24 protein-coding genes are annotated in these 23929 nt (G+C 66.7%); 8 read left to right on the top strand and 16 right to left on the bottom strand.

Going from position 1 to position 23929, the window contains the following annotated elements:
• Window positions 1-12 precede the first annotated feature (12 nt).
• Together CUREI_RS04350 and CUREI_RS04355 are read left to right on the top strand one after the other, a co-directional pair.
• Complete coding sequence (locus CUREI_RS04350) at window positions 13-837, top strand: DUF418 domain-containing protein (RefSeq protein WP_038610856.1); 825 nt, start codon at window positions 13-15, stop codon at window positions 835-837.
• The gene (locus CUREI_RS04355; protein ID WP_038610859.1) at window positions 834-1679 is read left to right on the top strand and encodes a trypsin-like serine protease; all 846 of its coding nucleotides are present in this window, start codon (window positions 834-836) and stop codon (window positions 1677-1679) included. The genes CUREI_RS04350 and CUREI_RS04355 overlap by 4 nt, the downstream gene beginning before the upstream one ends.
• Before the next feature lie 46 nt (window positions 1680-1725).
• Here CUREI_RS04355 and CUREI_RS04360 read toward each other — a convergent pair whose 3' ends face one another.
• Both CUREI_RS04360 and CUREI_RS04365 read right to left on the bottom strand, forming a co-directional pair.
• Complete coding sequence (locus CUREI_RS04360) at window positions 1726-3681, bottom strand: vWA domain-containing protein (protein WP_038610862.1); 1956 nt, start codon at window positions 3679-3681, stop codon at window positions 1726-1728.
• Window positions 3674-5059: a magnesium chelatase gene (locus tag CUREI_RS04365; RefSeq protein ID WP_038610865.1), complete on the bottom strand. Its 1386-nt coding sequence runs from the start codon at window positions 5057-5059 to the stop codon at window positions 3674-3676. Before CUREI_RS04365 ends, CUREI_RS04360 begins: the two co-directional genes overlap by 8 nt.
• Before the next feature lie 41 nt (window positions 5060-5100).
• Between CUREI_RS04365 and CUREI_RS04370 the strand changes: the two genes are divergently transcribed.
• Window positions 5101-5649, top strand: a complete 549-nt coding sequence (locus CUREI_RS04370) for a histidine phosphatase family protein (protein WP_038613955.1) — start codon at window positions 5101-5103, stop codon at window positions 5647-5649.
• A 26-nt stretch (window positions 5650-5675) separates the two neighbouring features.
• Window positions 5676-6368, top strand: a complete 693-nt coding sequence (locus CUREI_RS04375; protein ID WP_051952195.1) for an SCO1664 family protein — start codon at window positions 5676-5678, stop codon at window positions 6366-6368.
• A 15-nt stretch (window positions 6369-6383) separates the two neighbouring features.
• Here CUREI_RS04375 and CUREI_RS04380 read toward each other — a convergent pair whose 3' ends face one another.
• The 5 genes from CUREI_RS04380 to CUREI_RS04400 all read right to left on the bottom strand — a co-directional run bounded on the left by CUREI_RS04380 (window position 6384) and on the right by CUREI_RS04400 (window position 11693).
• Complete coding sequence (locus CUREI_RS04380; protein ID WP_069202884.1) at window positions 6384-8324, bottom strand: bifunctional metallophosphatase/5'-nucleotidase; 1941 nt, start codon at window positions 8322-8324, stop codon at window positions 6384-6386.
• 91 nt (window positions 8325-8415) lie between these two features.
• Window positions 8416-8955: a DUF488 domain-containing protein gene (locus CUREI_RS04385; RefSeq protein WP_038610870.1), complete on the bottom strand. Its 540-nt coding sequence runs from the start codon at window positions 8953-8955 to the stop codon at window positions 8416-8418.
• 25 nt (window positions 8956-8980) lie between these two features.
• Window positions 8981-10489, bottom strand: coding sequence for an HNH endonuclease signature motif containing protein (locus CUREI_RS04390; RefSeq protein WP_051952196.1), 1509 nt, complete (start codon window positions 10487-10489; stop codon window positions 8981-8983).
• A gap of 106 nt (window positions 10490-10595) precedes the next feature.
• A complete protein-coding gene (locus CUREI_RS04395; RefSeq protein WP_038610873.1) occupies window positions 10596-11072 on the bottom strand; it encodes a hypothetical protein in 477 nt (158 codons plus the stop codon).
• A gap of 126 nt (window positions 11073-11198) precedes the next feature.
• Window positions 11199-11693 (bottom strand): DUF1707 SHOCT-like domain-containing protein, encoded by a 495-nt coding sequence (locus CUREI_RS04400; RefSeq protein ID WP_038610876.1) that lies wholly within the window; start codon window positions 11691-11693, stop codon window positions 11199-11201.
• 51 nt (window positions 11694-11744) lie between these two features.
• On the opposite strand from CUREI_RS04400, the gene CUREI_RS04405 reads away from it, so the two are divergent.
• Complete coding sequence (locus tag CUREI_RS04405) at window positions 11745-12518, top strand: MerR family transcriptional regulator (protein WP_038610879.1); 774 nt, start codon at window positions 11745-11747, stop codon at window positions 12516-12518.
• 23 nt (window positions 12519-12541) lie between these two features.
• Here the strand turns inward: CUREI_RS04405 and CUREI_RS04410 are convergent, their stop codons facing one another.
• Genes CUREI_RS04410 through CUREI_RS04420 form a run of 3 tightly spaced genes read right to left on the bottom strand, consistent with a single transcriptional unit; the run spans window position 12542 to window position 15616 of the window.
• Window positions 12542-13294 (bottom strand): ABC transporter ATP-binding protein, encoded by a 753-nt coding sequence (locus tag CUREI_RS04410; RefSeq protein WP_038610883.1) that lies wholly within the window; start codon window positions 13292-13294, stop codon window positions 12542-12544.
• 3 nt (window positions 13295-13297) lie between these two features.
• A complete protein-coding gene (locus tag CUREI_RS04415; protein WP_051952197.1) occupies window positions 13298-14383 on the bottom strand; it encodes a FecCD family ABC transporter permease in 1086 nt (361 codons plus the stop codon).
• Between the two features lie 3 nt (window positions 14384-14386).
• Window positions 14387-15616 (bottom strand): ABC transporter substrate-binding protein, encoded by a 1230-nt coding sequence (locus CUREI_RS04420; RefSeq protein ID WP_038610887.1) that lies wholly within the window; start codon window positions 15614-15616, stop codon window positions 14387-14389.
• A 226-nt stretch (window positions 15617-15842) separates the two neighbouring features.
• On the opposite strand from CUREI_RS04420, the gene CUREI_RS12850 reads away from it, so the two are divergent.
• The gene (locus tag CUREI_RS12850) at window positions 15843-16178 is read left to right on the top strand and encodes a DUF3072 domain-containing protein (protein ID WP_038610890.1); all 336 of its coding nucleotides are present in this window, start codon (window positions 15843-15845) and stop codon (window positions 16176-16178) included.
• 12 nt (window positions 16179-16190) lie between these two features.
• On the opposite strand, the gene ku is transcribed toward CUREI_RS12850, so the two are convergent.
• Window positions 16191-17003 carry a non-homologous end joining protein Ku gene (gene ku / locus CUREI_RS04430; protein WP_038610893.1) on the bottom strand — a complete coding sequence of 271 codons (813 nt, stop codon included), beginning with the start codon at window positions 17001-17003 and terminating at the stop codon, window positions 16191-16193.
• Between the two features lie 35 nt (window positions 17004-17038).
• Between ku and CUREI_RS04435 the strand changes: the two genes are divergently transcribed.
• Window positions 17039-19315, top strand: coding sequence for an ATP-dependent DNA ligase (locus CUREI_RS04435; RefSeq protein ID WP_038610896.1), 2277 nt, complete (start codon window positions 17039-17041; stop codon window positions 19313-19315).
• Window positions 19316-19318: 3 nt separating this feature from the next.
• On the opposite strand, the gene CUREI_RS04440 is transcribed toward CUREI_RS04435, so the two are convergent.
• The gene (locus CUREI_RS04440; protein WP_038610899.1) at window positions 19319-19522 is read right to left on the bottom strand and encodes a hypothetical protein; all 204 of its coding nucleotides are present in this window, start codon (window positions 19520-19522) and stop codon (window positions 19319-19321) included.
• A 35-nt stretch (window positions 19523-19557) separates the two neighbouring features.
• Here CUREI_RS04440 and CUREI_RS04445 point away from each other — a divergent pair, with 35 nt between their 5' ends.
• Window positions 19558-20082, top strand: a complete 525-nt coding sequence (locus tag CUREI_RS04445) for a 2'-5' RNA ligase (RefSeq protein ID WP_051952199.1) — start codon at window positions 19558-19560, stop codon at window positions 20080-20082.
• On the opposite strand, the gene CUREI_RS04450 is transcribed toward CUREI_RS04445, so the two are convergent.
• The 4 genes from CUREI_RS04450 to CUREI_RS04465 form a co-directional block, all read right to left on the bottom strand.
• Window positions 20079-20816 (bottom strand): spermidine synthase, encoded by a 738-nt coding sequence (locus tag CUREI_RS04450; RefSeq protein WP_051952200.1) that lies wholly within the window; start codon window positions 20814-20816, stop codon window positions 20079-20081. The genes CUREI_RS04445 and CUREI_RS04450 overlap by 4 nt on opposite strands.
• A gap of 9 nt (window positions 20817-20825) precedes the next feature.
• Entirely contained in the window at window positions 20826-22271 is a 1446-nt protein-coding gene (locus CUREI_RS04455) for a DHA2 family efflux MFS transporter permease subunit (RefSeq protein ID WP_038610905.1), read from the bottom strand.
• Between the two features lie 126 nt (window positions 22272-22397).
• A complete protein-coding gene (locus CUREI_RS04460) occupies window positions 22398-22817 on the bottom strand; it encodes a cupin domain-containing protein (protein ID WP_038610909.1) in 420 nt (139 codons plus the stop codon).
• A 53-nt stretch (window positions 22818-22870) separates the two neighbouring features.
• Window positions 22871-23917, bottom strand: coding sequence for a hypothetical protein (locus tag CUREI_RS04465; RefSeq protein WP_038610912.1), 1047 nt, complete (start codon window positions 23915-23917; stop codon window positions 22871-22873).
• Between the last annotated feature and the right edge of the window lie 12 nt (window positions 23918-23929).

A 23929-nucleotide genomic window follows, 5' to 3' on the forward strand; every position in this document is an offset into this window, starting at 1 on the left:
GCTTGGCGCACCATGCAGACCAGAATCGTTGGCATCGACGCGGCCCGTGCCGTGGCGCTTGTCTCTATGATCGTCGCCCACCTCACCGCACCCACCGGGATCGCCGCGCAACTGCTGTTCGGTTTCCCGGCGGGGCTCTTCGCGTTCCTCGCCGGGGTGTCCATGGGGCTCATGCGCGCCCGGCCGGCACAGTTCGTGGTGCGCGGGGCGTGCCTTGTGGCGCTGCACGTCGCACTGGTGCCGTTCGCCGGGACCATCGAGGTGGTGTTGGGCACGATCGGGGTCTGCATGATCGCGCTCGCCTGGGCGCCCAGACTGGGGTCGGCTTGGATGAGCTGGCTCGTTGCGGTGCTCACGCTCGGATCTGCGGTGCTCGCGCCGTCGGCCTCGCCGTACCCGCCGCTGATGTGGGCGGCGCTCATGGCCGCCGGGATGCTCTTTGCCCGGCACATGCCACTGCGCTCCGGCGCGGTGGTGGGCCTGGCGCTGTTTGCCGCCGACGTCGCGCTGCGGTGGTGGTTCCCGCTACCCGCGCTTCTCGACGCCTCCGGCCACACCGGCGGCCTTGTCGATGTCGTGGGCACCGGAGGGGCGTCGATAGGCATCTGCTCCCTGTGTTGTCTTGCCGGGCGTTGGCTGGGGTGGCTCGCGCCGCTGGGGCGGATGACGCTGACGCTGTATTGCCTCCATGTGCTCACCGCGCAGTGGGTGGGGCTGGGGCCGAGCCTGCTTGGTGCGGTGCTGATCGCGTACGGCTGGCTCGCGGTGTTCGAGCGCGGTCCTTTGGAACATGTTGTCCGCCGCCTGGTGGCGGTGCTTGGAAAGGAAAAAGTATGAAAAAGTTGGCGATTTGCGTTGCAGTTGGTGTTGCTGTGGCGGCGCAGCCCGCGTGGGCGATGGAATCCGAGCAGTTCGCAGGCGACGCGGCTGAGGCGCAGCCGGTGGTCTCGGTGCGCGTGGACGACTCCGACCCGGACGACGGCGTGTGCACCGGCACCGCCATCGACCCGCACTGGGTGATCACCGCCCGCCACTGCGTGGAAGCGGCCGCCAAGGCGGGCGGCTCGGTGCGCACCGGCCAAGGTGACAACCAGAAGGTGTACAAGGTGGACCGCCACGAGGTGGCCCCGCGCGGCGACATCGCCCTGCTGCACACGGCAGAGGACATGGGGTTGCCCTTGTACGCCTCGGTGGCGGATACGGTGCCGAGCGGTGGCGTGAACATCTACGGCTGGTCCTCCGACGGCTCCGGCGGCTCCACCACGCTGCCCGCCGCGGAGGCCACGGTGCGTGGGGAATCGCCGCTGGCGCTATTCGACGCCCCGACCGCCCTCGACGTGGCGCTGGAAAACGGCGCGCGCATCCAGCCCGGCGACTCCGGAGGCGCCATCTTCGATGGCGGCAAGGTCGCTGGCATCATGTCAGCGGGGTTGTTCGAGGACCCGGAAAACCCCACCGAGGAGGAGATGACCTCGAACGCCGCGGTGGCAGTGGCGCCGGTAGCGGAGCAAGCGGAGTGGATCCGCGGCGTGGTCGCGGGTTCCGACGTGCCGGGCGCGGGTGCCGCCGAGTCCTCGGAGCCGAGCCCAAAGGTGCGCTACGCGGCGCTCGGCCTTGGCGCGCTTGCGTTGTTGGCGGCCGCCACGTTCATGGCCACCCGGCGAAAGGCAGGCGCGTAGTTCGCGCTCGTCTGCACGCGTCTGTGCTCGTCTGTGCTCGCCTGTGCTAGAACCACCCGCGTAGGTACTCGCCGACCACCGCGCCGCCGAGCTCGCCGAGGTCCGGGGCCACCACGCGCCCGCCGGATCGGCTCGCCATGGCGTTGAGCAGGTTGACCAGCCCGGGGTCGTCGCCGAGGCGGAAGAACGTCGGGCTCACGCCCCGCTTGGTCACCTGGTCAAGCGCCTGCACGGTCTTGGCCAGCGTGATCCGGTCGGTAGGCCAGTTGAAGTAGGGCTGGCCCCAGTCGGTGATCATGGACGTCGGCTCGCCGTCGGTAACCACCAGCAGGGTTGGCTCGTGGTTGGGGTGGCGGGCGAAGAACTGATCCGCGAGCAGCAGTGCGTGCTGCAGGTTCGTACCTTTCTCCTGGATCGGCGGCAGGCCTGTCAGCTCCTCAATTGACATCGTCTGCGCGTACAGCCCGAACCCGATGAGCGTGAGCTCGTCGCCGCGGAACTGGGTGGAGATGAGGTGGTGCAACGCCAGCGCCGTCTGCTTCATCGGCGCCCAACGCCCCTCCATTGCCATGGAGAAACTGGTGTCCACCAACAGCGCCACCGCGTTTCTCGTGCGGGCTTCGGTTTCCACCACCTCAATGTCGCCGAGCTGGATGCCTATCGACGCCCCTTCGGTCCGCTCGCCGGCAACCGCGGTGCGCTGGATCGCGTTGGTGATGGTGCGGGTGGTGTCCCAGGCGGCGGTGTCGCCGAACTCCCAGGGGCGGGTGCCGCCGGTGGGTTCACCGGTGCGCCCGGCGAGGCGGGAATCGCGCGCGCCGGGGGAGGCCAGGTGCGTGGAGACGTCGCGCAGCAGCTCCTTGCCCAGCATCCGCATCGCCTTGGGCGACAGCTGCAGGTTGCCCTGCTCCCCCTTGTTCAGCAAGCCCGATTCCCGCAACGCCTTTTCCAGGTCGCGAAGCGTTTTCGCGCTGGTGGCCGCCTCCTTGCCCAAGAGATCGGCCACCTCGTCGAGGTCCAGGTCGGGCCGGGCGGCGTTCATCGCCTCCGCCAGCTCGTCCAACCGGCCCAGGTCGCGCATGGCCCGGGTGGCCTCGCCAAGCCCCATGCCGTCGCCGTCGCCCTCGAACGATTCGGACCCGTACCAGTCCAGGTCGGGGCGGATGCCGCGCAGGTTCGCGTCCAGCTCGCCCATGAGGTTCATCAGTTCCTCGGACCCGAATGCCTGGGCGGATAGCGCCATGAGCTCCTGGCGCTGCTCCGGCGTCATCGAGTTGAGCAGGCGTTGGGCGGCCGCGGAGCGCTGGGCGAGCAGCTCCACAAGCTCGTCGATGTTCCTGGGCTGCTCCGGGAACTGGTCCCCGTGCTTGGCCATGAACTCGGTGAAGTCCTGCTCGGTGGCCATGCCGGCGCGGTGCTTGCCCAGCAGCACGTTGAGGTCGCGCAGCATCTCGGCAACGGCGGCCCGGTCTTCGTCGGTGGCGTTTTCCAGCATGCCCTTCATGCCTTCGAAGCGCTGGTCCAGCAGCTCCCGGCCAACCAGGTCGCGGATCTGGTCGTACTTCTCGCGCGCCTCGTTGGATGCCCAGTCGTAGCCGTCGAGTTCGGTCACCGCGGCGGCGGGGGAGGCGGGCAGGTTCTCCAACGTCATCTCGCGCATGGAGCGGTCGAGGTCGTCCATGTCCACGTCGCGGGCGAGCTGCCCGCGCTCGGCGAGCACCGCGGCGTCGAGAAGCTTGCGCACCTCGTTCAGCGTGCCGTGCAAGTTGCCTTTCTGCAGCAGTTCCTGACGCCGCTCGGCGATGCGGGCGGCGAGCTCGTCGTATCCCTCAGCGCCCTCAGTGCCTCTGCGCAGGTACTCGCGCAGGGCCTGCTCGGCGGGGTAGCCGTACATGACGTCGTCGGCGATGGCCCGCACCGCCTCGGTGAGATCCGGCGGGGGTGCGAGCGGGTCCGGGCCCGGGGTGTACTTGCGGTAGTGCAGGTAGCGGGGGTTAACCATAGATGGTCTCGCCCTCTCCGGAGTCCTTCGAGATCTTCTGCGTCAAGTACAGCGCCTCCACCGCGAGCTCGATCGCGGCGGCGCGTTCGCCGTCGCTCTCGGCGTGGAAGGCGCGGGCGATGTCGTCGTAGAGCGGCTCATCGAGCACCGGCAGGCCGTCGAGGAACTCGCTGGCGGTGACGTTTGCGCCGTCGGTGATGGTGGTGGTGCCGTCGAGTGCCTCGATCAGCGGGGTGAAGTCGAGCTCACGAATGCGGGGGCGAAGTGCCTGAGCGACCGCGTTGCGCAGCAGGTACTCGAGGATGTCCCACTCGCGGCCTTCTTCGCCGTGCTCGAACTCCACCTTGCCGCCGAGCACGTCCACAGCGGCCTCCACGTCCACCAGGCGGGCCACGGCGATGTCCTCGCCGCGCACTGCGGCGCGGCGCGCGGCTGCGGCGGCGATGGTCTCGGCGCCGGCGATGGCGAAGCGGGCGGAGACGCCGGCGCGCTGGTTCACGGCGTCGGACTCGCGCAGGGCCCGGGTGAAGCGGGCGAGGATCTCCATGACCACGTCCGGCACCTCGGCAGTGAGCTGGGATTCCTGGCGGATCACCGCGATCTCGTCGTCCAGCTCGACGGGGTAGTGGGTGCGCACCTCGGCGCCGAAGCGGTCTTTTAGCGGGGTGATGATGCGCCCGCGGTTGGTGTAGTCCTCCGGGTTGGCGGATGCGACCACGAGGACGTCGAGAGGCAGGCGCAGCATGTAGCCGCGGATCTGGATGTCCGCTTCCTCCATGACGTTGAGCATGGCCACCTGGATGCGCTCGGCCAGGTCAGGCAGCTCGTTGATCGCCACAATGCCGCGGTTCGAGCGTGGGATGAGACCGTAGTGGATGGTCTCTGGGTCGCCGAGGCGACGGCCCTCGGCCACGCGCATCGGGTCGACATCGCCGATGAGGTCCGCCACGGAGGTGTCCGGGGTGGCCAGCTTCTCGGAGTAGCGGGCCTCGCGCGGGATCCAGACAACCGGCAGCGCGTCGCCTTCTTCCGCGATGCGGCGCTTCGCTGCCTCCGTGATGGGGTGCAGGGGGTGTTCGCGCAGCTCGGAGTCGGCGATGGCGGGCACGTAATCGTCGAGGAGCTGCGGCAGGGTGCGCAGCAGGCGGGTCTTGCCTTGGCCACGCTCACCGAGCAGCACGATGTCGTGGCCCGCGATGATCGCGCGCTCGACCTGAGGCAGCACGGTGTGCTCGAGGCCGTGCAGGCCCGGCCAGGGGTTCTCGCCGGCCTTAAGCTTGGCTAGCAGGTTGTCGCGCAACTCCTCGCGCACGGTCTTGTATTCGTAGCCGGCGGCCTTGAGCTCGCCGAGGGTGGAGATTGCTGGGGCTTGCGTCATGCCGGCCAGGGTACGCCAGTGTCCGACATAGGATGGCCGGCATGGTTCACGCCAACGTCTACCTCGTCCGCCACGGCGAGACACCCACCACCGGGAAGGTCCTGCCCGGGCGGGCTCCGGGGCTGCACCTGTCCGCGCGCGGGCGCGAGCAGGCCAAGGAGGTCGCCGCGCAATTTTCGGATGTTCACGCCGTGTACTGCTCGCCGCTGGAGCGCACCCGAGAAACCGCGGCACCGCTGTGCGAGAAGTTCGGGTTGGAGCCCGTGCTTTGCGACGGCATCCTGGAAGCCGACTTCGGGTCCTGGACCGGCGCCTCGTTGCAGGAGCTCTCCGCGTTGCCGGAGTGGAAGGTGGTGCAGCAGCGTCCGTCGGAGTTCCGCTTCCCCGGCGGCGAATCCTTCGCGGAGATGCAGGCGCGGGTGGTGGGCGCCCTGGAGGAGATTGTGCGCCGCCACCCGGGTGAGACTGTGGTGTGCTTCTCCCACGCGGACCCCATCAAGGCGGCGCTGACCCACTACGCGGGCAAGCCGCTGGACGAGTTCCAGCGGGCGAAGGCGGCCCCCGGCTCGGTGACCAGGGTGCAGCTGTGACGGAAAAGCCGGAGGTGTTGGCGCTAATGGAGCGTGGCGACGTCCGCGTACTTGGCGCGCTCACCGAATCCTCCAACGCGACCTTTCTGGTGGAGGTGAGCCGAGGCGGCGGTACTTGCTGGGCGATCTTCAAACCTGAGGCGGGGGAGCAGCCTCTGCACGACTTCGAACCGGGCCTGTGGTGCCGGGAGCGCGCCGCCTTCCTGCTCAGCGAGTGGTTGGGCTGGGGCATCGTGCCGCCAACCGTCGTGCGGGAGGTTGAGCCGTTTGGTGTCGGGTCGCTGCAGGCCTACGTCGACAACGACGGCTCCCACTACTTCCCGTTGCTGGAGACCCGTCCGGACCTGCACCCCCAGTTCCGGCGCATGGCCGTGTTCGACCTGTTGGCCAACAACACGGACCGCAAGTCCGGCCATGTGTTGCTCGGGAACGTGCCGGGCACCGGCTCAGACGAGCAGGTGTGGGGCATCGACCACGGACTGTGCTTTCACCAGGACCCGGAGCTGCGTACCGTGATTTGGGATTTTGCTCACGAGGAGGTGGAGGCGGAGCTCGTCGATACGCTCGCGCCCCTCGTGGGTGGCGTGCCGGACGAGGTCGCCTCGCTGCTCACTGAGCCGGAGGTTGCCGCGTTGCGCGCGCGGGCCTCGCGGATCGTGCGGCTGCCGTGGCTGCCGGAGCCGCGCTCGCACTACCAGTTTCCCTGGCCGCTGGTGTAGTGCTCGCGGGCCTGGTCAGCGCTTCGCGATGGGGCCTAGCACCCTGTCCACCTCGAACGGGAAGAGCAGGGCGACGAGGCTCGCCATGCCGACGAGGGCGGCAAACCCCAGCGGGAGGATCCAGCCGAGTTTGCCCATGAGGTCCGCAACGAACGAAGGGGTGGCGGTTTCCGGCGCAGGCGCGGGAGCGACATCGACCGGGACGGTCACGTCGGTGCCGGCGTCGGTGGTAATGCGCAGCTGCTGGGTGCCAGACAGGTCGGCTGGCACGGTGAGCTTTACGGTCGCGGTGCCGTACTCGTTGGCGGTCATGCCCGCGGCGTCAGCGGAGATCGTGGCATCGGCGGTGGCGTTGCCGAGCGTTGCGGTGACGGTAGTAGCGCTTTCGCCCTGACCGTAGAGGAGGGAGCTGAGTTCGATGGTCGCTTCCTCGCCGGCGGTGAGCGGGGCGGGAAGGTGGACGCCCACGTTGGACTGGCTGGTGCGCTGCTTCTGGCCGGCGTCGAGCGCCTCCACGAGCGCGTTGAGGTCCACGTACCCCAGGTTCGCCGGTGCGGTGCCGCGGGTGAAGGCCTTGAAGTTGTCGCCGCCGCCGAGCAGGAACGTCGATCCGGCGACCACGTACGTCGTGTCTGGGTCGATGGGTGCGCCGTCGATGGTCACGGAGGTGATCTTCGACCCCACCGGCGCGGCTGGGTCGTAGGTGTAGGCAACATTGTCGGAGACGCCCAGCGGGAACATCGGCCGCTCCGGGTCGTCGCGCCACTGCTCCTCCAGCGCGGCCACGACGTCGGAGCCCTTCAGCTCCACGTAGGTGTTCTCGCCGCCGAACGGCTGCACCGAAAAGGCCTGCTCGTATGTCACGTCGCCTGCCTCGATTTCGGCGCGGACCCCGCCGGCGTTCATCACACCGATGTCTGCGGTGACCGAGGAGTTGTTGGACACGCCTTGGCGGGTGGCCTCTGCGATGTAGTTGTTCAGCTGGGACTCCCTGTCGCCCGCTTTATACATGTGCGCTGCGGCGCGGCCGACAACTTTCTTGCCCTCGGAGCCGGCCTTCGCCAGCGCGTCCTCGATCACTTTGTTGATTTCGGGCTGTGGGGTGTCGCAGGCGCGGATCGCGTCGGCGTCGAGGAGCTCGGCCCTCTTCACGGTCAGCGTCTTGCTCGCGCGGTCGAAGCTCAGATCCACGTTGGCCAGGTTGTTGCCGTAGTATCCCGCCTGCATGAGCAGCGGCTTGGCGCCCGTTGGTGCGATGACCTGGTGGGAGTGGCCCAGGAACGCGACGTCGACGGCGTCCGAGAACTGGTCGGCCTTGATGCCGCCTTCGTGCACGAGCGCGACCACCACGTCGGCCTCGCCGTCGTTCTTCAACCGCGTTGCAAGCTCATTGGTGGTTGCCACCGGGTCGTTCCACGTGATGCCCGCGATGGATTTCGGGTTGACCAGGTTTGGCATGTCGTCGGTGACGGTGCCGATGAAGGCTACTTTTGCGCCGTCGAGGTCCTTGACCACGTAGTCCTTCGTGTTTTCCACGGTCTTGGCGTTGGCGGCCAGGTAGTCGAACTTCGCCGTGGCGGTGACGCGGGTGGAAAATTCGTCGGCGCCGTCATCGAGTTCGTGATTGCCCAGCGCCGAGACCTGCAGGTTCATCAGGTTGAGGATCTCAAGGGTGGGGACGTCGTCAAGCAGCTTCGATGCGAAGGGGGAGGCCCCGATGTTGTCGCCGGCGGAGGTGAAAATGTGGGTCTTGCCCTCGGCTGCTCTATCCACCGCGCACTTGAGGTGGGCGGCGCCGGGTGCGTTCTTCGTCTGCTCCCAGTACCCGTGGAAGTCGGTGATGTTGGAGATGGTGAACTCGGAGGTGGTGTCGGCCATCGCCGCCGGGGCGAGGGTGACGGCAATCGCTGCGGCGGTGGCAACCGAGATCAACTGGGTGGGGACGCGGGAAGACACGGGAGGGCCTTTCGTGAGGGCTGGGTGAACGACGAAGACTGTAGGAAGGCTGTATTTCTTTGAGGTTGCCCGCAGATGAATTTTGGGTGCGTCAGGCGGCGGGGTAGCGCACGAGGCCGTCGTCGCCGACCACGGCGCCCTCGTTGAGGGTCGCCTCGCTTATCGACGCCCCTTCGGCCCCCATCCCCATAATGTGACCAACCTCGTCCCCATGGGCGAGCAGGTGGTCGGCGATGATCCGCCGGTGGCACCGCCACCAGACCGCCTCCGAGCACATGATGGCGGTAGGGGTTGTGGCCGCGTGGTTGCGCAGCTCAGCAAGCGCGTCCGCGAACTCGTCGCCGAGCGCGTGGTCTGCGTAGTTGTGGAAGCTGCGGTTGCGCCAGTTCCCGTTGGCCTCGAATGGCACGGTGTGCGATACCGTGCGCCGCCCTGTGAGGCCCTCGCTCCGGCTGTATGCGATGCCGTGGTCGGGCAGGTGCGCGGCGAGGTGGTCGTCATTGAACCACGGGTACTTCCTCGAACCGGGCAGCTTCCGCACGTCAACGATGGATTCCACCCCGGCGGCGGTGATCATCGCTGTGAAGTCTTCGAAGTCCAGGTTGGAGTGGCCCACAGTGTAGATACGCATGCCAACGACGCTACGCGTCCGGCTCTCACACTCGCATGGGCACGAACGCATCCTTCATGGGTGGGTGGCTGGGCGGGTAGAAAGCGGGGTCGCGCCCGTTGTGTTTCGCGCACTCGCACCTCCCCTTGGCCGCGAAAATCCTGCTCACCGCCGAGTGTCTCGCCGGCACCGACTGATTGAATTTCAGCGCCTCACTCGGTCGACGGCGGAAGCCTGCTCTACCCGTTTGCGGGTCGAAATCCATGTACCCCTTGTTAAAAGAGCCGTCCCTGTGGTCGTTGTTGCACCTGTGGTGCTCGCGGCACAGGCCGGTGAGGTTTTCGATGTCTGTGTTTCCACCTTTGATCCACGCGAGGATGTGGTGGGCCTCGCACTCCGACATGGCTGCGGTGCAGCCGAGCCAGGAGCAGACCCCTTGCACCGCGAACATGGCGATGCGCTGGGCGACCGAGGCCAGCCTGCTGGTGCGCCCCATCCACAGCGGCACCGAGGTGACCCCGTCGACCTGGAGCAGGAAATCGGTGGTGCCGTCCATACCCAGGCGAACCAGGTCGAAGCAGTCCACCTCGATCCCGGTGTTGGTGTCGTAGAGCATGGCGGCGTCGCCGTCCGCGAGATCGTCGAGGGTCAGCGCCAACACCACAGAGGCCGCGCCGCCGTTAGCCTTCTGCGATTCCTGCTCGTACTGCTCGAAGATGGCGAAGAACTGGTCGAATCGGCGCTGCTGCGGGGTGCGCGGATCCACCTCGCCTTGCAACTCCTCCGGAAGGTTTGCGTTTGGCGCCAACCCTTTGTCCAGGTGTGCCTTCATCAGCGCCGCGTGGCCGGCGGTGGCATTGATATGGATGTCTACGGTGCCATCTGCTTTACGACGGCCAAAGGTCACACTCCGCTTCTCAAACCCGGCGTTCGGGTTGGAGTGGGGAGCGTGCTTGCGATTCGCGGCGTCGACAGCCTTGCGCACAAACAGACGCAGGTCCTCCGGGCTGCGGTGCAGGGCTTCTTCCATGGCCTCGGCGTGGATGCGGGCGCGCTCGCTCGACGCGGCCTTGAGGAGTTTGTCCAGCTCGCGCCGGATGATGTCCTGCTTCTCAGCACTTACACGCGACGAGTTCTTTCGGGCATCCTCCTGGCGGGCGCGGTCCTCCTCGGCGGTGGAGGCGGCATCGTCCGGGGCCGCCTCGAAAAGATCCTCGGCCTCGTCTGCAGGGGGAGGGGTGGGCTCCGGTGGTGCGCCGTACAGCAACCGGCCGCGCTCGAGGCGGTTGTAGGCCTCGCCCTTGGACAGGTCCAGGCACTGCTGCAGGTACGCGTTAGGGTAGTTGGCTCCGACGACACGTCCAGCATCGTCCCGGTCAGCGATGAAGGCGAATGCTGCGTCGATAGATGCCTTCTTCTTAAACTGCTCCTCCAGGCGCTCCATGTCGTGCCGGATATCCGCAAATGCGAGGGCGGAGGGGTCTTCGAACAGCGTGCTAAGTGTGCGCAGCGCCGAGGAAATGTCGTCGACACACCGGGTAATCTCGCTAGTCATGGCCCCTCCTTCCTGCTGAGAGTCCGGTTTTTGGAAGTGATGAATTCAATCTAACAACGCGTCCGACACGGTCATGTGCAAATAGAACGTCTGTTCGAAACAGTAATCAATTCAGCACTTCAATGTCCACTTCTGCGTTGTCCTTGAGCATGAGCTGGCTGCCGAAGGGCAGGCTCATGTCGGACGAGTACGAGAAGTGGTCAGGCGAAACCCGCAGCCGCACCCGCTTTCCTACGTATTCGTCCCAGCCGTTGGTGTGATCTGAGGTCCCGAAATCCCAGTGCTGCACGGATCCAAGGCGGGCAAAGGGGCTTTCTTGGGCAACCTGACTTCCCGCCTTATTTGCGGTGATGGTGACAGGGGAGTTGAAGACCAGCACGTAGTACAGGTTGTCCGGGTCTTCGTTGGCCGGAGCGGGGCGGCCGTTCCGGGCTTGTTCGGTTGACCATGCTTCCACGTTGCCGGTGACGAACAGGTCACCGTTCGAGTCCACGACTACCGGAGCGTCTTCCGCTTCCGCAACTTCCGCAGACTTCACAACCGAGCCGGAATCCTGTTCTACCCACTGCGTGGATGTGACCATCACAGTCTCCTGCGAACCACCCCCAGCGCAGCCCGAAACCATCCCAACAGAACCGGTAACAACAAGCGCGAACACGCGACGACAACGCCTGCCCCCACTCTAATCGGAGCGCACAGGAATTCCCGGCTACTTCTCAAGCTCTTTGCGACGCTCGGCGACAAGTTTCAGCCGCTCGGCGCGATCGGAACGTTCCTTTTCTAACAGTTCCTCGAGAATCTCGTCTTCCTCGTCGGAGATGTCAAAGACGGTGTACCAAGCGACAGTGAGCATGCCCACCACCGGCCACACCACCCAGGCGTAGTCCAAATCGAGCCCAAGCTGCAGCACGAAAAAGACCGCCAAACCGCCGATGATGGTGGTGTAGATCGCGGTGTCCAGCTTCCGCTTCGCCGCGAGTTTCTCATCCAGCTCGACCTCGGACGGCGTCCGCTTCTCCGGTGAGACCGGTTCGGCCGGGAGGTCGTCGAAAAGCACGGAAAGCTCCCCGCGTGTGCGCGCAATCGCGGCTTGACCTGTGCGTTCTTCGAACTCTCCCACGTCCAGGTAGCCGTCGGCGAACAGCGTGCCCAACCGGTCCAGCGCGTCCGAGCGCTCAGCATCGCCCACGCGAATCTCGTCCATCACAGCTCCCAACTTGCACTTGCCCCTGCGGCAAGCTGTTCAATCGCAATCATGGCAGATGGTATCGAATACACGATCGGCGAGGCGGCGGATGCGCTCGGCGTTTCCGGCAAGGCGCTGCGCCACTGGGAGGCGCTCGGCCTCATCACGCCCGCGCGCACGTGGGCCGGCCACCGCGTCTACAGCGAGGCGGACCTCGAGCGCGGCGCGGCCATCGCCCTCTACCGGGGCGTCGGCGTGCCGCTTGCGCAGATCGAGCAGCTTCTTGACGCCTCCGGAGCCACCCTCACCCGCGCCCTCGAGCACCACCAGAAAGCACTCGCTTCTCGACGGCGCACGCTCGACGCCCAACTCGCATCTGTCCAGCACCTCATTGACAACGCAACGAAAGGATCTATCGACATGGACGCAATGAAGAAGTACCTCGGCGAAGATATGCCCGCCTACCAGGAGGAGGCTGAGCAGCGCTGGGGCGAGACCCCGGAGTGGGCGCAGTCCCAGAAAAAGCTCGCGCAAATGGGCGAAGGCGACTTCAAGCGCCTGCAGGAAGAGCAGGAGGTGTTCGCCGCAGACCTGGTTCACGCCCGCGACGCCGGTGTGGAACCCGGCTCCAAGGAGGCCACTGAATTGGTGGAGCGCCACCGAGCGAGCATCGCCCAGTGGTACGACGTGACCCCGGCGCGCCAGCTCATCCTCGCGCGCATGTACGTCGGCGACCCCCGTTTCCACGAGGCGTACAGCGGCGCCCAGGAATATCTACTGGAGCTGGTCACAGCCCATGCCGCGGCTGAAGGGGTGGACGTAGACAACCCGCAGTGGGGCTAGCGGAGTGCCACCCCCGCCCGCAGCTACACCGGGCACACCACCGGCACGCCGCCATCGTCGAGCACGCGTGCGCGGATGCCGTAGACCTCCTCCAGAAGGTCGGGCTGCAGCACCGCGTGCGGGATGTCGTGGGCGACCACGCGGCCGGCCTTGACCACGAGCAGCTCGTCGCAGTAGCGGGCGGCCAGATTCAGGTCGTGGATGGCTACGAGGGCCAGCCGGTTCGAGCCGTGCACCTCTTCGCAAACGATCTGCAGCAGTTCCACTTGGTGGCGCAGGTCGAGGGCGGAAGTGGGCTCGTCGAGAAGCATGATGTCGGGCTCGCGCACGAGCATTTGCGCCATGGCGACGAGCTGGCGCTGTCCGCCGGACATGTCGGACACGAGGCGGTCCGCGAGGTGCGTGATACCCAAGCGCTCCATCACGGCCGCACTGCGGTCTAGCGGATTCCACGACGCGTCCCCGCGGCGGCGCGCAGACACCATGATGGATTCAAACGCTGTCAGCGACGCGCTGCTGAGCAGATCCTGGGGGACGTAGCCGACGGCTTGCACCTTCTGCTTGCCGACGAGCTCCGCGCCATCGACGCTGAGCGTCACCGACCCCTCAGCGGGTTCCTTGATCCCTGCGATGGTTTTCACCAACGTAGACTTACCGGCCGCGTTCGGCCCGATGAGGCCGACGACTTTTCCTGGCTCGAGGGGGCCGAACGACAGCGAGTGCAAAATGGTGGTTCGGCCGTAGGAAACGGTGAGGTTTTCGGCGCGAATTGCCATGGTTTACGCACTCCTTCGGCGGGCCCGGGTGAAGATGAGGAAGACGAAGAACGGTACGCCGACCAGCGAGGTGATGATGCCGATCGGGATCGCCACACCGGGGATGATGGACAGGGACACCGCGTAGGCCATGCTCAGCAGCATGGCTCCCGCGGCTGCGGCGGCGGGGAGGAAGAACTTCTGGTCCTCGCCGACGAGCATCCGCGCGATGTGGGGGCCGACAAGCCCGATGAACCCGATAATGCCGGTGAACGCCACGGAGGCGGCAGCGAGGAACGACGCCACCAGCAGGGTAGACAGCCGCAGGCGCTTGACGTCGATGCCGAGGGCGGCCGCGCGGTCGTCGCCAAGGCGCAACGCGGTGAGCCGCCAGACGTTGGCGATGCAGAACGGCACCGCGGCCGCCAGCACGATGGCCAGGATGATGTTGGCGGTCCAGTTCGCGCGCTGCATGGAACCCATAGTCCAGAACACGATCTGCTGGAGGGCTTCCACGTTCGCGCCGTACTGCAGCAGCGACAGCAGGGCCTGGAAGAAGAAGGACAGCGCGATGCCGAGCAGGATCATCGATTCCGCGGTGGCGCCACGCCACACGGACGCGCCGGCGACGATGCCCACCGCGATGAGCGCGGCCAGCGCGGCCATGAGCGCGAGGTTGAATTGCGGGTTGGCAATGAGCGTCCAGCCCATGACGATGGACACGGCCGCGCCGAATGCGGCGGCAGCCGAGATCCCGAGCGTGAATGGCTCGGCCAGCGGGTTGTCCAGAATGGTCTGCATTTGCCCGCCGGCCAGGCCGAGGGCCGCGCCGCACAACACCGCCATGACGGCCGCCGGGAGGCGCAGATTCCGGATCACCACGCGGGTTTCTTCGTCCACCTGCTCCGGGCGGAACACAGCGTTCACAACGTCGGCGACCGAGATGTCGAGCGGGCCGACGATGACGGCGATGAGAAAGCTTGCGGCAGCCGCGGCGGTGAGCCCGACGATCGCGAACGCCTTCTTGCGCCCACGCCGGCGGTAGCTGTCGATTGCGGCTTGGCGAGCGTCCACAGCCACTCCAGGTTCCGCGGATACCTTGGTTGTCATGGTCTAGCTTTCCTCCGGGTTGGCCGGGTCGATGAAGAATGCGCCGCTGTACTCAAAGGGCAGCCATTCCTTGTGGAAGTCCTTGAAGTCCTGGGTGGGGTTGAGGTCTGCGAACTGCTCCGGGTGGATCCACTTCGCAAACGCTTCGAGCGCGAACACGTTGTAGGGGTTGTCGTAGAACTGGTGGTAGACCGCGAAGTAGTTGCCGGTCTTGGTCGCGTCGAGCTGATCCATGCCCGCTTGGCTGAGCGGGCCGTCGCAGGTCTGCAACGCCAGCTCTGGGCTGGACTGGTAGCCCAGCTCCACGTGGCGTACGGCGTCCGTGCGGTTCGGGTCGCGCGCCCACTCGCCGCCGGTGACAATGAGCTTGTCCGGGTTGAGCTCGATGAGCTTTTCCGCCGTGATCGTCGTGCTGTCCGCGCCAAGCACCTCTGGGCCGAGGTTGTGCCCGCCGGCGGCGGTGACCAGCGTGCCCAGGTTGGCATCGCCCGCGACGGCGCAGCAGTCGTTGAATCCGGGGGCCATCCAGATGAGCACGTCGGGCCGGTCGGTGGTTTCGGCGACCCGGTCGGTGATCTCCTTGACCTTGGCGTTGTAGAACTCGTTGTACTCCTCGGCGCGCTCGCTTTGCCCCAGCAGGTCGCCCAAGAGCTGCATGGAAACGGTGGTGTTTTCCAGCGGCTTCTGGCGGAAGTCGATGAATGCGTACTTCAGTCCTGCGGCGTCCATGTCGGAGAGGAACCCGCTTTCCTCCACCGCTTTCTTCTGGTCCAGCGTCATGATCACCACGTCCGGCTTCTGCGCCAAAAGGTTCTCCACTGTGACGTCACCCTTTTGGATCATGCCGATGGTGGGCATGTCCTTGGCCTCGGGCTGCAGTTCGAAGAGTTTGTCGCGGAACGCGCCTGCGGCCTTCTCCAAGTCCTGGCCGTACGCCACGACGTTGTGCAGCGGCTCGTCCTGCAGCAGGGCAGTGGCGTAGGCGGCGCGCCCCTCCGCCAGCACGATGCGCTCCGGCAGCTCGTTGAACTGCAGTGTGCGCCCAGCGGCGTCGGTCACAGTGACAGCGCCGTCTGTGGCCCGTGTCTGCGAGGTCCCGGACTGCGCGGACGCCGTTTCGGAGGTGCTCGCGTGTGTCGTGTCGGCATCGCCGCCGTTGTCAGCGCACGCGGTCAGTCCGAGCGCGGTTGCAATTGCGACGCCGAAGACGCCGATGCGGTGTGGAAGCTTCACCACTTTCCCCTTTATTCATCGAGTCAGCCTAAGCTAAGTTATAGGAACAACTGGGAATGTAAGGCAAGCCTAAGCTGCGGTCAAGAAGGGGCTGCGGTGGGGGTGACGCGACCACAACGCACGCAGCGCGTATCGGCCGAAGGGCGGCCCCGGTTTTTGGGTACGATGGCGTCACTTTCGCGTCCCGCGCCCGCGCCCGCGGACGTCGACACAAGAGGAGGAAACCATGACCACTCCAGAGAATGATCCCCGCAACCAGGTTGCGCAGGAGCCGCCGTTCGACCCTGAGTATGACGCGGCGTACGACCAAGCGCCGCCCGCCAACGAGCAGGCCCCGCAAGGCGACGGGCAGGAGATGCTCGGCGCGACCGGCGACGCCCAGGACGGCAACCTGGAGAAAGACCCGTCCGACTGGGTCTCCGGGGACGACCCGGCCACCGAGGCGCAGAAGTCCTACATTGACTCGCTGGCTAAGCAGGCGGGGGAGCAGATCCCTGCGAACCTGACCAAGGCCCAGGCCTCCGAGCACATCGACCGGCTGAAAAAGCTCACCGGCAACTAAGCACTCCGCCGGCTAGGCGCTCTTGTCGCGCTTGTCCAACGACGCCTTCAGCGCGGCCATGAGGTCGACCACGTTGTCGTCGTCTGCATCGTCGTCATCGGGTTGCTCGCCGAAGGTGGCGTCGGTGTCGAGCGTGTCGCCCTCTTCGAACTTGGCGTCGATGAGTTTGCGAAGCTCCGCCTGGTAGTCGTCCTCGAACTCCTCCGGTGTGAAGTCGGAGGCGTAGGACTCCACCAGTTGCTTCGACAGCTTTAGCTCTTTTTCGCCGATCTTCGCCCGGGACTTTGTGCCCTTGAACTCTCCGGCGAAGTCGAGCTGGCGCACCTCGTCGGCCCACATCAGCCCCTGCAGCACGATGACCTTATTTACCACGCGCAGCACCCCCAACCGGGTCTTTTGCCGCAGGGCAAAGCGCACCACCGCGATCAGGTCCGAATCCTGCAGTGTCTGCCGCAGCAGCAGGTACGACTTCGGTGTCTTGCCCTCAGGCGCGAGATAGTAGGACTTTTCCAACATGAGCGGATCAATCTGCTCCGCGGGCACGAACTGCACGACCTCAATCTCGTCGTTGTCCGCCTCGGGCAGGGATTTGAAGTCGTCGTCGGTGAGCACGACCGTGTCGCCGTCCTCCTCGAAGGCCTTGTCGATGTGCTTGTACTCCACCTTTTCACCGCACACCTCGCAGCGCCGCTCGTAGCGAATGCGTCCACCGTCCTTGTCGTGGACTTGGTGGAACGACAGGTCGTGGTCCTCGGTGGCCCCGTAAGCCTTCACGGGGACGTTGACGAGGCCGAAGGTGACAGAGCCCGACCAAATTGCACGCATGGGCCACACTCTACGCACGCCTCTACAGTGGGACCATGGCGAACGACCAGAAGGTCCGCGTCGGCGGCCGCGAGCTCACCGTGAGTAACCTCGATAAGGTGCTTTACCCGGCCACGGGCACGACCAAGGCCGACGTGATGCGGTACTACCAGGCCGTCGCCGAGGTGCTCATCCCACAGGCGAGGCGGCGGCCGGTGACCAGGAAGCGGTGGCCCGAAGGCGTCGAGAAGCAAAGCTTCTTCCGCAAAGACCTCGAAGATTCCGCGCCCGAGTGGATAGCCACCGGCACCATCCAGCACACCACGAGCGTCAACGCGTACCCGCTTATCGACGGCTCCGCCACCCTCGCCTGGCTGGCCCAAGTTGCCGCCCTCGAGCTGCACACCCCGCAGTGGCGCTTCGGCGAGGACGGGGCACCCCGCAACCCGGACCGGCTGGTGCTGGACTTAGACCCCGGGCCCGGCGTGGAGCTGCGTGACACCGCCGAGGTGGCCCTGTGGTGCCGCGAGATCCTCGAGGACATGGGGCTGACCTGCGTCCCGGTGACGTCCGGGTCCAAGGGCATCCACCTCTACGCGGGCCTAGACGGGGCAAGCGAAGCGGACGCCGTGTCCAAGGTGGCCAAGACGCTGGCGCAGCATCTCGAGCGCACCCACCCAGACCGGGTGACCGCCGACATGTCGAAGGCGCGGCGCAAAGGAAAGGTCTTTTTGGACTGGAGCCAAAACAACGGGAAGAAGACCACCATCTGCCCGTACTCGCTGCGGGGGCGGCAGCAGCCCACCGTCGCCGCGCCGCGGACGTGGGACGAAATTGAAGACCCGAAGCTGCGCCAGCTCGAGTTCGAGGAGGTCATGGAACGGGTCACAGATGGGCTCGATCCGATGGCGGACCTTGGCACCCACCGGGACGACAAGCTGGCCACGTACCGCTCCATGCGCGACAAGCGCAAGACCGGCGAGCCGGTGCCGGACGCCGCGCCGCAGCCACGCGAGGGCGAACCCATCTTCGTCATCGGCGAGCACGACGCCTCGCACCTGCACTGGGATTTCCGGCTGGAGCACGACGGCGTGCTCGTCTCCTGGGCCGTACCGAAGGGCCCGCCGCTCGAGACCGACAAGAACCGCCTCGCCGTGCAGACCGAGGACCACCCGATTGAGTACGCCGAATTCGAAGGCACCATCCCAAAGGGCCAGTACGGCGCCGGCACGGTGAAAATCTGGGACATCGGCACGTGCGAGGTTGAAAAGTGGCGCGCAAACGAGATCATCGTCGTACTGCACGGCCGCGGCGACGGGGGCTTGGGCGGCATCCCGCGCCGCTACGCGCTCATTCGCACCGAGGGAAAGAACTGGCTGCTCAAGCTCATGCGCGACCAGCCTTTGCCCGCGCGCCCGCTTGCTCCCATGCTTCCCACCATGGCCACCCGCGGCGACATCACGCTCGACCAACACGAGGGCGCCACGTTCGCGTTCGAGATGAAGTGGGACGGCTACCGGATCCTCGCGGACGTCGGCCGCGACGTCCGTTTAGTCAGCCGCGGCGGCAAGGACTACACCCGCCTCTTCCCGCACGCGAGCGAGCTTTCGCAGATGCTTGCCGACGGCGGCTGCGTCGACGGCGAGTTGGTCGCCCTCGGGCCCGACGGACGTCCCGACTTTTCGCTGCTGCACAACGCCGACCGCGACGGCGCGCACGCGCACCTGCGGTACATGGTCTTCGATCTCCTCCGCCTGGGGGGCCGCGACCTGACCGCGGAGCCGTGGTCCACCCGGCGCGAGTTGCTGGGCCACATGGGCGACACCGAGCACGTGGTTGTCCCACCCGCGTACACCGGCAGCTTCGACCACGCGTGGCGCGCCGCCGAAGAGCTGGGGCTGGAGGGAGTGGTGGCCAAACGCACCGACTCGGCGTACGCGCCGGGGGAGCGCAGCAGCGCGTGGTTGAAGGTTAAACGGGCACTGCACCAAGAGGTGGTGGTTGTCGGCGTGCGCACGGGCAAGCGCGACATCGCATCCCTGCTCGTCGCGGTGCCGGACGACGAAGGCGAGCTGCGCTACGCCGGCCGCGTGGGTACGGGCTTTTCCAACGCGCAGCTCGCCGACATTGGGGCGAAGCTGCGCCGCATTCAGCGCGCGACACCACCGGTGGACGTGCCTGCCGAGGATGCGCGCGATGCTTGGTGGGTTATACCGGAGTACGTGGCGGAAGTGCAGCTCGCAGGGGCCACCGCGGAGAAAAAAGTGCGCCAGGCCTCGTGGCGAGGCTGGCGCGATGAGAAAGATCCCAGCGAGGTGCGTTGGGAGGTCTAGCGGCTAATCCTCCAGCGTCGGGTCTTCGGCGTCGTCGCGCTCGGAGATGTCGTACTCCAGCTGCGCCTCCTCGGTGGAGTTCTCCGCCTCCTCGCCGTAGCCGAGCGCGGAGCCGGTGTCCTGCGCAAACTGGTCGTCGTCGTGGTCGACCGGCTTGTTCGTGCTGCCCTGGGTGGTGTAGCCGGGCTTCGCGGGATCGTTCTGCATGGGTCGCTTCCTTTCGTCGATAGCGTATTGCCACGATGGTACGCCCAAAGCCGGGTACGCTCGATCCGGTGTCGCCCGAGAACATTCTGCTGCGCTTGCCTGAAGCCCAGGAGCAGACTGTCCGGGAGATCTACGCGGCGCTCGAGCAGCGGGGCTTCCCGCCGCAGCACCAGCGCCCGCATATTTCCGTCACCTTCGCCCCGGCAATGCACCGTCGCGCGATCGCAGCGGCCGTGGACCTACTGCCGCCGCTGTTGCCCGCAACCTTGCGCCGCTCGGGTGTGGTCGTCTTCGGCACGAAGTCCAAACAAACGGTGGCCTGGTTGCTCGAGGCGCCGGAGGACCTTGAGCGGGCGGCGCGCGCCGTCAGCGCATCCAACCCAGAAGGGCGCGGGGAGCGCTGGGTCCCGCACGTAACCATGGGCCTGCGCCTGCCCAAGGCGGTCGTGCCGGACTATATCGCGGCACTTGCGGAGGTCACGTCCCCGCACCTGACAGAACTTACGGCCGCCTTCGCGGCGTTCTACCAGCCGAGCTTGGGCACCGAGTTGGTGCTTTAAACGGCTCGGTCGTGCAGGGGCGAAGCGCCGTCGAGAGGCAGCTGCGACCCTGCGCGGAGCGGGCGGTCGGAGGCTGCGACGACGACGTTGCCGTAGCCGCGGCCGGCGAATATCGCGGCGGTGTGCGAAAACACCTGTTGCAGCCCGGCGAGCTCAGCGCGGCTGCGCGGCAGACCTTCGTGGTCCCCGATGTTGGCCACGAACAACCCGCCGGGGGACAGCGCCCGGTGCGCGGCGCGGAAGAATTCCACGGTGGTGAGTGGACGGGGCGTGTCCGGACCCGCGAAGACGTCGCGGACAATCACGTCCACAGAGCCGGGCGCGAGCGCGTGCGTGAACGCGCGGGCTTCCGCGACGGCGATCTCCACCGGTGGGTCGAAGGTGTCGCGCACGAGGCGCGCCAGCCCACGGTCCAACTCCACCGCGATGTTGTGGCTGTCCCACCGGTGGTGGACGTAGCTCGGCAGCGCGCACCCGGCCGCGCCCAGGTGCACCGCGGTGAACGGCTGCGCCAGCTCAGCGGCCGCGATGAACTCCGCGATCCACTGCATGTACTCGTACTCCAGCACCTCGGGCGCGCCGGGCACCACGTAGGAGGACGGCACCCGGTTCACCTCGAGCACGAACGCTCCGTCGCGGCCGGGGTCCGCGACGATGGCCGCGGTGCCGGTGTCGATGGAGTAGGTGCCCTCGATGCGTTTTTTCGGGGCGCGGGGTTTCCGGGTGCGGGACACGGTGACCCCTTAGTCGCTCCAAGACTTCGTCTTGGCAAAGAAACAGGCAGCGACGGCACCGGCCGCGATCACGGCGCTGGGCAGCCAGATCGAGTTGCTCATCGCCTCGGCGAAGGGCTCGTGCAGCGGGGCGGGTAGCACGCCGGTGGTCTGACCGGCGGTGGCCATCTCGCTGGCATCGCCGCCGAGCTTTGCGGCCAGCTGGGACGACATCATCGCAGCGATGGCCGCGGAGCCGATCACGGCGCCGATCTGACGCGTGGTGTTGTACACGCTCGAGCCCGCGCCGGCGAGCCGTGGGTCCAGGTTGCGCGTAGCGATCATGGACAGCGGGCCCCACATCATCGAGTTGGCCACGCCGTAGAGGGCCGAGACGGCGTACATCCACTGCGGGTCCACATCCGGGGTGGTGATCAACGCAGAAGCGGCCATGGAGACCGCAGCGAGCGTGAGCCCGGCAATGGCGAAGGGCTTCGGGTCGTGCGTGTTGGTCAGCTTGCCGATGTACGGGGAGAGAAACCCGGAGATCAGGCCAGACGGCAGCACGAGCAGTGCAGCTTTGGTGGGGGAGAAGCCCTGCACCGTCTGCACGTAAATCATCCACGGGATGATGTAGGTGGAAATGGCAAACCCCACGGTGGAAATGGTGGCGCCGGCGAGGGAGAAATTGCGGTCGTTGAACAGGGCCACCGGCACGAGCGCACGGTCTCCCTGCCGCGATTGCCAGCGGAAAAACAACGCCATGGTGACGGCCCCGACCACCAGCAGGGCCCACACGCGCCAATCCCAGCCGAAATGCTGCGCCTCCTGGATGCCGAAGACGAGGCAGAACATGCTCACCGAACTCAGGGCAACACCAACCCAGTCGAAGTGGCGGTTCGTCTTTTCCAAACGCGGCACATAGATCCAGGCCAAGATCAGGCCGAGGACACCGACGGGGACGTTGACGAAGAAGATCCAGGGCCACCCGGAGGCGTCGACAAGCACGCCGCCCAACAGCGGGCCGGTGACCGTGGCGAGGCCGGCAGTGGCGCCCCAGACACCCATGGCGCCGCCGCGCTCCTTCGGGGAGAACGTGCGGATCATCACCGACATTGTCTGCGGGGTGACCATCGCCCCGCCCAGCCCCTGGAAGGCGCGCGCGGTAATGAGCGCGGTGGAGGAGCTGGCCAGGCCGCACGCGAGCGACGAAGCGGTAAAGAGGGCCAGCCCGATGAGGTAGATCGTGCGGGGGCCGAAGCGGTCACCGAGGCGCCCGGTGATCAGCAGGGGCACCGCGTACGCCAGGAGGTAGGCGGAGTTGACCCAGATAACCTCGTTGTACGAGGCGCCCAGCCCCTCAGAAATGGCGGGGATGGCCACGGAGACGATGGTGGAATCCACCAAAATCATGAAAAAGCCCAGCATCATCGACCAGAGGGCTGGCCACGGCGAGCGCGTTGAAGTTTGCTGCACCGGGGAAATGATACTGCGCTTCAACGACAGTGCTAGGGAGGAGCTAGAGCTGTGGCCACATAGCGTGACCGGCAATAGGAAAGGCCCGGGAATGGGGCATCGTTCCCGGGCCGAAAGCGTGCGGTGTTACACGCCGTCAGTCTCGTGCGGGTCGTTGTCCGCCTCGGCCTTCGTTTCGTGGCGGGTGCCCGGCTCGTGCTCCGGCGGGGCGTAGATGGAGTACAGCTTCGCGGGCGCGTCGGACTCGTTGACAAAGTTGTGCCACTTGCCGGCCGGCACGAACGCTGCCCAGTCCGCGGTAATGACCTCGTCGACGTCCAGCTCGTCCTCGGACGGGCCGATCTTCGCGCGCAGCTCGCCTTCTTCCAGGCGGAGGAACTGGTCGTGGTCGTCGTGGATTTCGGCGCCGATCTCGCCGCCGGCCGGAATAGTCATCACGGTCAGCTGCAGGTTCTTGCCGGTCCACAGTGTGTCGCGGAACGCCTCGTTGTCGAGCGTCGCGCGCTCAATGTCCACTACGTACGGGTTCGGTCCGTTGTCAGCCATAACGCCTCCTCGGTCGATGGGGTTGGTCCACCACCGAGCCTAGGGGCTTTTGCTTATCGACGGTGGCGTCCGCCCCGCTTCCGCCCCCGATGCTTCCGCCTGAGCTGCACCTTTTCCACCTCGGTGAGGTAACCCCCGTCGGCGTGCTGCGCCGCCACCGGCGTCAGCGCGGGCCGCTGCAGCGGTTCCGCCAGCTCGTCGACACGGCCGAACATCTCGGTCGGCGCACCCAGCGCCTCCGGGCGCCCGTTGCCGTGCAGCGACACGTAGCGGGCGGTATGCCGCGGCTTGACCTCGTCGTCCGGGTCGGTGGCAAAGTCGCGCTCCACCGTCACACCCCAGTCCCCGCCGGGGAACTCGATGAGCTGCCACGGTTCCGGGCGGCGCACCGGCGCCACGGCTAACGCGGGGACCCGTTCCGTGCCCTCGTCCGGGCCGGCAGCGTCCAAGGCGGCCATGCCGTTCAAAATGATTGCGCGGGCCCACAGACCGCCCGGAGCGATCCCGTCGAACCAGGAGCGGGCTGCAACAGCGTCGTCCCCAGCAATCGCGCCCAGGACGCGCCCGCCGAGGGTGGCTAGCGTAGCGCCGTCGAGAGGCACGAGCCCCACGAACCACTGGCCGGGGGAGTATGCCTCGAGCTCGGCAGCGCTGAACTCGCCCACTGAGGTGTCCAGGACCAGCATGTCCCCGGGGCGCAGCACGGCAGCCGCGTCGGGGGCGTTGTTGCGGGGAACGGCGAGCTGCGGCTCGGGCAAGACCACGTGGACGTCGAAGCGCTCGGCTTCGCGGTCCAGCTTCACCGCGGCCACGGTGGTGGGCTGCAGAAACGAGGAATGGACGCGCTCAATGTCGGGGAAGTGGGAGCGCCACTCAGGTGCGATCTCACCGAGGACCGGGCCAGGGAGATCGCCTGTGCTGCCGCGGCGCACACGCCACGAACGGTTCAGGGGGTTGGCCTCCAGCACCACGTCGATGTAGATGGTGCCCCGCAGCCCGGCGAGATCCGCGAAAAGGGCGGCCTGCGAGACGTGGTCCACGGGGACTTCCACGCCGGCGCCCCACGTGGACGGAGCGAGGGGATACTGCTTGGCTGCCATAGGGCGAATTGT

Source organism: Corynebacterium ureicelerivorans, assembly GCF_000747315.1.
GTDB classification, from domain to species: Bacteria; Actinomycetota; Actinomycetes; order Mycobacteriales; family Mycobacteriaceae; genus Corynebacterium; species Corynebacterium mucifaciens.

Excerpts from the sequence above, each read along its gene's own strand:
- CUREI_RS04350 (WP_038610856.1), top strand. The coding sequence starts at position 13 with ATGCAGACCAGAATCGTTGGCATCGACGCGGCCCGTGCCGTGGCGCTT.
- CUREI_RS04355 (WP_038610859.1), top strand. The coding sequence starts at position 834 with ATGAAAAAGTTGGCGATTTGCGTTGCAGTTGGTGTTGCTGTGGCGGCG.
- CUREI_RS04360 (WP_038610862.1), bottom strand. The coding sequence starts at position 3,681 with ATGGTTAACCCCCGCTACCTGCACTACCGCAAGTACACCCCGGGCCCG.
- CUREI_RS04365 (WP_038610865.1), bottom strand. The coding sequence starts at position 5,059 with ATGACGCAAGCCCCAGCAATCTCCACCCTCGGCGAGCTCAAGGCCGCC.
- CUREI_RS04370 (WP_038613955.1), top strand. The coding sequence starts at position 5,101 with ATGGTTCACGCCAACGTCTACCTCGTCCGCCACGGCGAGACACCCACC.
- CUREI_RS04375 (WP_051952195.1), top strand. The coding sequence starts at position 5,676 with ATGGAGCGTGGCGACGTCCGCGTACTTGGCGCGCTCACCGAATCCTCC.
- CUREI_RS04385 (WP_038610870.1), bottom strand. The coding sequence starts at position 8,955 with ATGCGTATCTACACTGTGGGCCACTCCAACCTGGACTTCGAAGACTTC.
- CUREI_RS04390 (WP_051952196.1), bottom strand. The coding sequence starts at position 10,489 with ATGACTAGCGAGATTACCCGGTGTGTCGACGACATTTCCTCGGCGCTG.
- CUREI_RS04395 (WP_038610873.1), bottom strand. The coding sequence starts at position 11,072 with ATGGTCACATCCACGCAGTGGGTAGAACAGGATTCCGGCTCGGTTGTG.
- CUREI_RS04400 (WP_038610876.1), bottom strand. The coding sequence starts at position 11,693 with ATGGACGAGATTCGCGTGGGCGATGCTGAGCGCTCGGACGCGCTGGAC.
- CUREI_RS04405 (WP_038610879.1), top strand. The coding sequence starts at position 11,745 with ATGGCAGATGGTATCGAATACACGATCGGCGAGGCGGCGGATGCGCTC.
- CUREI_RS04410 (WP_038610883.1), bottom strand. The coding sequence starts at position 13,294 with ATGGCAATTCGCGCCGAAAACCTCACCGTTTCCTACGGCCGAACCACC.
- CUREI_RS04415 (WP_051952197.1), bottom strand. The coding sequence starts at position 14,383 with ATGACAACCAAGGTATCCGCGGAACCTGGAGTGGCTGTGGACGCTCGC.
- CUREI_RS12850 (WP_038610890.1), top strand. The coding sequence starts at position 15,843 with ATGACCACTCCAGAGAATGATCCCCGCAACCAGGTTGCGCAGGAGCCG.
- ku (WP_038610893.1), bottom strand. The coding sequence starts at position 17,003 with ATGCGTGCAATTTGGTCGGGCTCTGTCACCTTCGGCCTCGTCAACGTC.
- CUREI_RS04435 (WP_038610896.1), top strand. The coding sequence starts at position 17,039 with ATGGCGAACGACCAGAAGGTCCGCGTCGGCGGCCGCGAGCTCACCGTG.
- CUREI_RS04440 (WP_038610899.1), bottom strand. The coding sequence starts at position 19,522 with ATGCAGAACGATCCCGCGAAGCCCGGCTACACCACCCAGGGCAGCACG.
- CUREI_RS04445 (WP_051952199.1), top strand. The coding sequence starts at position 19,558 with ATGGTACGCCCAAAGCCGGGTACGCTCGATCCGGTGTCGCCCGAGAAC.
- CUREI_RS04460 (WP_038610909.1), bottom strand. The coding sequence starts at position 22,817 with ATGGCTGACAACGGACCGAACCCGTACGTAGTGGACATTGAGCGCGCG.
- CUREI_RS04465 (WP_038610912.1), bottom strand. The coding sequence starts at position 23,917 with ATGGCAGCCAAGCAGTATCCCCTCGCTCCGTCCACGTGGGGCGCCGGC.